This window comes from Protofrankia sp. CiP3, from assembly GCF_917627345.1.
GTDB lineage: Bacteria > Actinomycetota > Actinomycetes > Frankiales > Frankiaceae > Protofrankia.
The window spans coordinates 87,891-96,516 of the sequence record NZ_CAKJTM010000017.1 but is presented as its reverse complement, the minus strand read 5'-3'; the positions used below and the strand labels follow the sequence as shown (position 1 = coordinate 96,516).

Below are 8,626 nucleotides of genomic sequence, written 5' to 3'. Positions count from 1 at the left end.
GCACCCGGTCGTCCCGGTGGTGCCGCTGGCGCGGGCACGGGCGCCGCGGGCCGTCCTGGTGGCGGCGGTGCTCCCGGTGGCGGTCCCGGTGGCCGCCCGACATCCGGCGGCAGGGGCCGCGGTGGCACGACGGCCGGCGCCTTCGGCCCGGGCGGCCGTGGTCGTCCTGGCCGGCAGCGCAAGTCCAAGCGCGCAAAGCGGCAGGAATGGGAGAGCGGGCTGGAGGCTCCCCGCATGGGGGCCATGGTTCCGCGCGGCAACGGGCAGGCCATTCGACTGCCTCGGGGCGCGTCCCTTGCCGATTTCGCCGACAAGATCGATGCCAATCAGGGCGCGCTCGTCCAGGTTGTGTTCACCCAGCTCGGCGAGATGGTGACCGCGACGCAGTCGTGCACGGACGAGACCCTGCAGCTGCTCGGCGTCACTCTCGGCTATGACGTACAGATCGTCAGTCCCGAGGACGAGGACAAGGAGCTGTTGGAGAGCTTCGATCTCTCCTTCGGCGGCGAATACGGCGATCAGATCGAGCTGTCCGCCCGTCCACCGGTTGTCACCGTCATGGGCCACGTCGACCACGGCAAGACGAAGTTGCTCGACGCGATCCGGTCGACAGACGTGGTTGCCGGTGAGGCTGGCGGCATCACCCAGCACATCGGGGCCTACCAGGTCCGGGCGAAGGTCGATGGGGACGAGCGGAAGATCACCTTTATCGACACCCCGGGTCACGAGGCGTTCACCGCCATGCGTGCCCGAGGTGCGCAGGTGACCGACATCGTCGTGTTGGTCGTCGCCGCGGATGACGGTGTCAAGCCGCAGACGATTGAGGCGCTCAATCACGCCCAGGCGGCCAACGTCCCGATCGTCGTCGCCGTCAACAAGATTGACAAGGAAGGCGCCGACCCCCTCAAGGTCCGCGGGCAGCTGACCGAATACGGCCTGGTCGCCGAGGAGTATGGCGGTGACGCCATGTTCGTCGACGTGTCCGCCCGTAACCGCACCAACATCGACGGTTTGCTCGAGGCGGTCATCCTCACCGCGGACGCCGCCCTCGACCTGCGTGCCCCGACCGGTACCGAGGCTCAGGGCGTCGCGATCGAAGGCCGGCTGGACCGAGGCCGCGGCCCGGTTGCGACCGTGCTCGTCCAGCGAGGGACACTGCGGGTCGGGGATTCGGTGGTTGCCGGTGATGCCTTCGGGCGCGTCCGGGCGATGCTCGACGAACACGGTGACCCGGTGCACGAGGCCGGCCCGGCCAGGCCGGTGCAGGTCCTGGGGTTCACCAGCGTCCCCGACGCGGGCGATAACTTCCTGGTCGTTCCGGAGGACCGGGTCGCTCGTCAGATCGCCGAGCGGCGCCAGGCGCGTGAGCGAAACGCCGAACTGGCGATGAGCCGCGGACGCCCGACCCTGGAGACGATCCTGGAGCGGATGAAGGAGGGCGAGAAGACCCAGCTCAACCTCATTCTCAAGGGTGACGTCTCCGGTTCGGTCGAGACTGTGGAGGACTCCCTGCTCAAGATCGATGTCGGCGACGAGGTCTCGTTGCGGATCATCGGCCGTGGCGTCGGTGCCATCACTGAGAACGACGTCAACCTGGCGAGCGCGTCCGACGCGGTCATCCTCGGGTTCAACGTCCGGGCTGAGGGCAAGGCACGCGAACTGGCCGAGCGCGAGCGCGTCGACGTCCGCTACTACTCGGTCATCTACCAGGCGATCGAGGACATCGAGAACGCCCTCAAGGGCATGCTCAAGCCGGTCTACGAGGAAGTCCAGCTCGGTACCGCCGAGGTGCGCGAGGTGTTCCGGGTTCCCCGGATCGGCAACGTCGCCGGTTGCCTGGTACGTTCCGGGATCATCCGCCGCAACTCCAAGGCCCGGCTCGTTCGGGACGGCGTGGTCGTGGCGGACAATCTCACGGTCGAGTCGCTCAAGCGCTTCAAGGACGACGCGACCGAGGTCCGCGAGGGTTACGAGTGCGGTATCGGGCTTGGTTCCTTCAACGACATCAAGATTGACGATGTGATCGAGACCTTCGAGCAGCGGGAGGTTCCTCGCTCCTGAGGACACGGACGATGTGGACCGGAACGGGAGTTTTCGACCTTCTCCTTGGCGACATTCGGTCGCTCAAGGAGAAGCGGTCGATAGTCCGGCCAGTGGTGGCCGAGCTCCGCCGCAGATATGCGGTGAGTGCGGCGGAGACCGGCCATCTTGATCTGCATCGGCGGACGCAGATAGGGCTCGCCGTGGTCGCCGCGGATCGAGCCCATTGTGTCGAGGTCGTCCAGGCGTGTGAACGCCTGCTCTCGCGGCGCCCGGAGATAGAACTGCTCTCGGCGCGGATGCGCTACCTCTCCGACGAGGATTCCGACGAGGATATGGACGGACCGCGATCGGTGGCGCGGTCGGAATGACGGGAGGAAGCCATGGCTGATCCTGCTCGGGCCCGCCGGCTCGCGGTGCGTATCCGTGAGGTGGTCGCGGCCGCGCTGGAAAGTCAGGTGAAGGACCCGCGCCTGGGAATGGTCACGGTGACCGATGCCCGGGTCACCCCGGACCTGACCGAGGCCACCGTTTTCTACACGGTTTACGGTGACGACGCGGACCGGCTGGGCTCGGCGCGGGCGCTGGAGTCCGCCAAGGGCCTGCTGCGTAGTCAGGTTGGCCGGCAGACCGGCGTCAAGGTCACTCCTGCCCTGACCTTCGTTCACGATCGGTTGCCAGACGATGCCCGCCATCTTGAGGAACTGATTCTGACCGCGCGGGAGCGGGACGCGAGCCTGGCGGGTGTCCGGGACGGTGCCCGGCCGGCTGGTGAACCCGACCCGTACCGTAAGCCGCGTGTGGACGCCGATGAGTCCGGTGCTGACGGGTTCGGTTCCGATCAGCTCGACGAGGAAATGATGGGGGACACGCCGCGATGACCGACGCGATGAGCCTCGCCGATCTGTCTCTGCTCCCGGTCCCCCCAGCGGGCGAGGGGCCGGGCCGGGCGGGGCCCATGTCCGGCGATGCGCTCGGTGAGCAGCGGGAGCGTGCGGTCGAGGCGATTCGCTCCGCGGCCCAGAGCGGGGAGAGCATCCTGCTGGTCGCGCACGTTGACCCGGATGGAGACAGCCTGGGCTCGGCGATCGCCCTTGGGCTCGCGCTGCACACCCTCGGGGCCAGGGCATCGGTCTCGTTCGACAGCGACCCGTTCGTTGTGCCCCGCTCGTTGAGCTTTCTGCCTGGCCAGGATCTTCTTGTCCCGCCCTCCCTGGTCCCGGCGACGCCCGACCTCGTGGTGACGCTGGATGCGGGAAGCCTGCCCAGACTCGGGGCGCTGGGCCGGGTTGCGACCAGGGCACGGCGAACGGTTGTGATCGACCATCACGCCTCGAACACACGGTTCGGGGACATCAATCTGATCGACCCCGACGCCGCCTCCACCAGCGTGATGGTCACCGGGGTCATTGACGCTCTCGGGATCGACCTCGATCATGACCTGGCTGTCGCGATCTACACGGGCCTGGTCACCGATACCGGTTCGTTCCGGTACGGCGTGACCACGCCGGATGTCCATCGGCTGGCCGCGCGGCTGCTGAGCACCGGGATCCGGCATGATCTGATCACTCGTACGGTCTGGGACACGCACCGCTTCAACTACCTGCGGCTACTGGGTGAGCTGCTCGGCCGGGCCAGTCTGGAGCCTGAGCACGACCTGGTGTGGACGTGGTGCGCGTACGCGGACCTCACCGGCGCGGGTCTCACGCTGGACGAGATCGAGGGTGTGATCGACATCGTGCGGACCGCCGCCGAAGCCGAGGTGGCGGTCGTCTGCAAGCAGGACGCCACCGACACCTGGAAGGTCTCGGTGCGTTCGAAGGGCGGCATCGACGTCGGCGCGGTGTGCACCCAGCTCGGCGGCGGCGGTCACCGTTTCGCGGCCGGGCTGAGTTCCACCGAACCGCTGGAGCCGACCATGCAGGCCCTGCGTGCCGCGCTGGTCCGCGCGCCCAGACTGCCGGGCTGATGGCTGGCGCGACCGCGGCCGGGGTGGACGGTCTGGCCGTGGTGGACAAGCCGATGGGGCTGACCTCGCACGACGTGGTGGCCCGCGCCCGGCGGGCCCTGCGCACCCGGCGGGTGGGACACGCCGGCACGCTTGATCCGATGGCGACCGGTGTGCTGGTGCTCGGGGTGGGCCGGGCGACTCGATTGCTCGGTCATCTCGCCCTGACCGACAAGGCCTACACCGCGACCATCCGCCTCGGTGAATCGACCACCACCGATGACGCGCAGGGCGAGGTTGTCGCGGTGGGTGAGGTCGCGGTCGACGCGGTGGAGCTCGCCGCGGCCATGGGGGCTCTCACCGGCACGATTGACCAGGTGCCGTCCGCGGTCAGTGCCATCAAGGTGGACGGGGTACGGGCCTATGCCCGGGTACGCGCGGGTGAGCAGGTCGTTCTGGCGGCGCGGCGGGTCACGGTCAGCCGGTTCGAGCTGCTTGCCCGCACCGGTTGTGATCTTGATGTGGCTGTCGGGTGTTCCAGCGGCACCTACGTGCGCGCGCTCGCCCGCGATCTCGGCGCGGCGCTGGGCTGCGGCGCCCACCTACGTGCCCTGCGCAGGATACGGGTGGGACCGTTCGATCTCACGCGGGCGCTTACCCTGGAAGCCCTGGCCGAGGAGGGTGCCGGCGCACTGCGCCCGTTGCCGGACGCCGTCGCCGCGCTGTTTCCCTGTCGGCGGGTGGGTGCCGATGACGCTCGTGCGATATCTCACGGCCGCCGTCTTTCCCCTTACGGGCTGCCTGGCACGTACGGCGTTTTCGGCCCGGCAGGCGAGGTTCTCGCTCTTGCGCACGACGCTGCGGACGGCTGCCGGTCACTGGTGGTCTTCGCCGGTGCCTGAGCCGCAAACGGCACCGATAGGCTTCGGATGTGCAGCGGTGGCGCGGGGTGCGAGACACGCCGGATGACTGGCCCGGCGGCGTTGTGACAATCGGGTTCTTCGACGGTGTCCACCGCGGTCATCAGCAGATCGTCAGCCGTGCGGTGGAACGGGCTCACCGGGCCGGACAGCCCGCGGCCGTGCTCACGTTCGACCCGCATCCGGCCGAGGTTATCCGGCCGGGCAGTCATCCGCCGTTGTTGACCACCGCGGATTTCAAGGCGGAGCTGCTGGGGCGGCTGGGGGTCGACGCGTTGTGCGTCCAGCCGTTCACACCGGAGTTCAGCCGGGTGTCACCGGAGGAGTTCGTCCACGACATGCTCCTGCGGCGGTTGCGGCCGAGTGCCGTGGTGGTCGGGGAGAACTTCACCTATGGGCATCGGGCCGCCGGAAATCTGGAGGCCCTGCGCCGTGACGGTGCGACTGACGGTTTCGCGGTGGAGGGCGTCCGGCTCCTGCGAGAGGACGACCACGTGCTGTCCTCCACCCGTATTCGGGCCTGCATCGCCGAAGGCGACGTAGCCACCGCGGCCCGCGCGCTCGGCCGGGACCACCGAGTGGAGGGGATCGTGGTGCACGGTGACGCGCGTGGACGCACTATCGGATATCCGACTGCCAACCTCGCGACAACCGCCTATGCGGCGATTCCCGCTGACGGTGTCTACGCGGGGCACGCCGTGTGGCCGGGCAGGCGTTATCCCGCGGCGATCTCCATTGGTAGCAACCCGACTTTCGACGGGACCGAGCGGCGGGTTGAGGCATATCTCCTTGATTTCGACGACGACATCTACGACGCCCACCTTGCCTTCGAGTTCGCCGAGCGGTTGCGTCCGACGCTGCGTTTCGACTCCGTGACCGACCTGGTTGCTCAGATAGCGGCGGACGTTCTTGCCACCCGTAAGATCACGTCCTTGCCGGCGGCATCGCAGCCGAGCGGGCGGTGCTCGCGGGGTTGGTAAGCTTCGGCACCAGACGAGTGTGGTGTGTCCGTCAGCCTGGGTGGGGCAGACCCCGGGCGCGCATCCACCCGCAGACAGGAAGAGGTTTCGCGTGCCGCTCCCGAGCGACGTCAAGCAGAAGATCTTGTCCGATTACGCCACGGTCGAGCGTGACACAGGCTCGCCCGAGGTACAGGTGGCGATGCTCACCCGGCGGATCAGCGACCTGACGGAACATCTGAAGGTGCACAAGCACGACCACCACAGCCGGCGTGGGCTGTTGCTGCTGGTCGGCCGGAGGCGACGGTTGCTGAACTATCTCGCCAAGACCGACATCCACCGCTACCGGTCGTTGATCGAACGTCTCGGGCTGCGGCGGTAGGAGCTGGATGTGGAGGCGACTGTCGCCTCCACTGTGTGACCGGGTCCGTGACGGCGCGAGCCGCCGGTCCTCGGTGGTGGTGTCCGGGCACGCCGTGTGGCGAATCCCCGGGGGCTTCTACTGAGCGCCGGCCTCCTCGGCAAGGCGGACCCGGCCGATGGAGAGGAGGAATGGTTCGAGTGGAGGACCAGACAACCGCGACTGAGGCGGTTATCGACAACGGAGCGGCTGGAACCCGGACGATCCGGTTCGAGACGGGACGGCTGGCTCGGCAGGCGGCTGGGGCTGCGGTCGCCTATCTCGGCGACACCATGGTGCTGTCGGCGACGACGGTCAGCAAGCAGCCCAAGGATCAGCTTGATTTCTTCCCGCTGACCGTGGATGTCGAGGAACGGATGTACGCGGCCGGGCGTATTCCCGGTTCGTTCTTCCGGCGGGAGGGACGGCCGAGCGAGGACGCTATCCTCACCTGCCGTCTGATCGACCGTCCGCTGCGGCCGTCGTTCGTCAAGGGGCTGCGTAACGAGATCCAGGTCGTGGCAACGGTTCTTGCCCTCGACCCGGACACGCTCTACGACGTGGTCGCGATCAACGCGGCCAGCGCGTCGACCACGCTCGCCGGGCTGCCCTTCTCCGGCCCCGTCGGCGCCACCCGGGTCGGTTTTGTGGACGGGAACTGGATCGCCTTCCCGACCCATGCCGAGCTGGAGCGGGCGACCTTCGACATGGTGGTGGCCGGCCGCGTGCTCGAGGACGGCTCCGATGTCGCGATCATGATGGTCGAGGCGGAGGCCACGCCGGACACGGTTCCGCTGCTGGCCGCGGGTGCGCCAGCACCGACCGAGGACGTGGTGGCCGCGGGGCTGGAGGCGGCGAAGCCCGCCATCCGCGAGCTGTGCCGGGCCCAGCGCGAGCTGGCCGAGCGGGCGGCCAAGCCGGCCCGTCAGTTCCCGTTGTTCGTCGACTACCACGACGATGTCCTTGAGGCGTTGTCGGTCGCGGTCGGTGACGAGCTTGCCGCGGCTCTGCGCATCGCCGGCAAGCAGGAGCGGGAAACGGAGCTGGAGCGGGTCCGCTCACTGGCCGCGGAGAAGGTCATGGGCCAGTTCGAGGGCCGCGAGAAGGAGATCGCCGCAGCCTATCGGGCGCTGACGAAGAAGCTGGTACGTCAGCGCATCATCGCTGACGGCGTCCGTATCGACGGGCGTGGGGTCACCGAGATCCGCGAGCTGTCGGCGGAGGTCGACTTCATTCCCCGCGTCCACGGATCAGCCTTGTTCGAGCGTGGCGAGACCCAGATCCTCGGTGTGACCACTCTGGCCATGCTGCGGATGGAGCAGACGGTCGACACCCTCAATCCCGACCGCACAAAGCGTTACATGCACAACTACAACTTCCCGCCCTACTCCACCGGGGAGACCGGCCGCGTCGGTTCGCCGAAGCGGCGCGAGATCGGCCATGGCGCGCTGGCCGAGCGGGCCCTGCTGCCGGTGCTGCCGAGCCGGGACGAGTTCCCCTATGCCATCCGGCAGGTTTCCGAGGCGCTGGGCTCCAACGGGTCGACGAGTATGGGCTCGGTCTGCGCAAGCACGCTGTCGTTACTGAACGCTGGTGTTCCGCTCAAGGCCCCCGTCGCCGGGATCGCCATGGGCCTGATCCATGAAGGCGACGACTTCGTGACGCTCACCGACATCCTCGGCGCCGAAGACGCCTACGGTGACATGGACTTCAAGGTCGCGGGTACGCGGGAGTTCGTCACCGCGCTCCAGCTCGACACCAAGCTGGACGGCATTCCCGCGTCGGTCCTTGCCGACGCGCTGGGCCAGGCCAAGGCCGCGCGGCTGGCGATCCTCGATGTCATGGCCGAAGCGATCGACGGACCGGACGAGATGTCCACGCACGCACCCCGGGTGATTTCCGTCAAGATCCCGGTGGACAAGATTGGTGAGATCATCGGCCCGAAGGGCAAGATGATCAATCAGATTCAGACTGACAGCGGCGCCGAGATCACGGTCGAGGACGACGGCACGATCTACATCGGTGCGCAGGACGGCCTGTCGGCGGAGAGCGCCCGTTCGGCGATCAACGCGATTGCCAACCCGCAGATGCCGGAGGTCGGGGAGCGTTACCTCGGCACCATCGTGAAGATCACGACGTTCGGTGCGTTCGTCTCCCTCACTCCGGGCAAGGACGGGCTGCTCCATGTCAGCAAGCTCAAGCAGCTTTCCGGCGGAAAGCGGGTGGAGAAGGTGGAAGAGGTGGTTCAGGTCGGCCAGAAGCTCCAGGTTGAGATCACTGAAATCGACAGCCGTGGAAAGATCAGCCTTTCTCCCGTGGTCGAGGACGCGGACAGCGTCCCGGCCGGGTCCTGACCGCC

The 8,626-nt window shown here is 67.9% G+C and carries 8 protein-coding genes; all 8 read left to right on the top strand.

Annotation, left to right across the window (positions count from 1 at the left end; genetic code table 11):
* A partial coding sequence (gene infB, locus MJ797_RS09330) for a translation initiation factor IF-2 (protein ID WP_239333725.1) occupies positions 1–2,061 on the top strand: 2,061 nt, incomplete at its 5' end.
* Between the two features lie 11 nt (positions 2,062–2,072).
* A complete protein-coding gene (locus MJ797_RS09325; protein WP_239333723.1) occupies positions 2,073–2,411 on the top strand; it encodes a DUF503 domain-containing protein in 339 nt (112 codons plus the stop codon).
* Between the two features lie 12 nt (positions 2,412–2,423).
* Positions 2,424–2,921: a 30S ribosome-binding factor RbfA gene (rbfA, locus tag MJ797_RS09320; RefSeq protein WP_239309946.1), complete on the top strand. Its 498-nt coding sequence runs from the start codon at positions 2,424–2,426 to the stop codon at positions 2,919–2,921.
* Positions 2,918–4,009, top strand: a complete 1,092-nt coding sequence (locus MJ797_RS09315; protein WP_239333721.1) for a bifunctional oligoribonuclease/PAP phosphatase NrnA — start codon at positions 2,918–2,920, stop codon at positions 4,007–4,009. Before rbfA ends, MJ797_RS09315 begins: the two co-directional genes overlap by 4 nt.
* A complete protein-coding gene (gene truB / locus MJ797_RS09310; protein WP_239333719.1) occupies positions 4,009–4,890 on the top strand; it encodes a tRNA pseudouridine(55) synthase TruB in 882 nt (293 codons plus the stop codon). Before MJ797_RS09315 ends, truB begins: the two co-directional genes overlap by 1 nt.
* Positions 4,891–4,919: 29 nt before the next feature.
* On the top strand, positions 4,920–5,888 hold the full coding sequence (locus tag MJ797_RS09305; protein ID WP_239333717.1) for a bifunctional riboflavin kinase/FAD synthetase: 969 nt from the start codon (positions 4,920–4,922) through the stop codon (positions 5,886–5,888).
* A gap of 91 nt (positions 5,889–5,979) precedes the next feature.
* Positions 5,980–6,249 (top strand): 30S ribosomal protein S15, encoded by a 270-nt coding sequence (gene rpsO, locus MJ797_RS09300; protein WP_239309942.1) that lies wholly within the window; start codon positions 5,980–5,982, stop codon positions 6,247–6,249.
* Positions 6,250–6,428: 179 nt separating this feature from the next.
* Positions 6,429–8,621 carry a polyribonucleotide nucleotidyltransferase gene (locus tag MJ797_RS09295; protein WP_374581825.1) on the top strand — a complete coding sequence of 731 codons (2,193 nt, stop codon included), beginning with the start codon at positions 6,429–6,431 and terminating at the stop codon, positions 8,619–8,621.
* Positions 8,622–8,626 lie beyond the last annotated feature (5 nt).